Annotated in this window: 1 pseudogene; it reads left to right on the plus strand. The window is 78.8% G+C overall.

From position 1 onward, the window contains the following. Positions 1-208, plus strand: a pseudogene (locus tag DBR23_RS25365) (P-type conjugative transfer protein TrbL); the annotation flags it as partial.

The raw sequence follows: 208 nt of genomic DNA on the forward strand, positions 1-208 counted from the left end.
CACGGGCCTCGTCTCCGGTGCGCCGCAGCTCGGCGCTGGCGCAATGGCCGGTGCTGCTGTCGGCGCTGCCGGCACGGCCGTCGCCATCGGCGCCGCCGCGACGGGCGTGGGTGGCGCCGTGGCTGCTGGTGCGCGCATGGCCCCGGCTGCCGCCAAGCTGGCCGGTAGCGGTGCGCGCGCCGCTACGTCGGCGGCCAGCAGTGCGAAG

Origin of the sequence: Acidovorax sp. HMWF018 (assembly GCF_003061035.1) — a bacterium.
GTDB lineage: Bacteria > Pseudomonadota > Gammaproteobacteria > Burkholderiales > Burkholderiaceae_C > Acidovorax > Acidovorax delafieldii.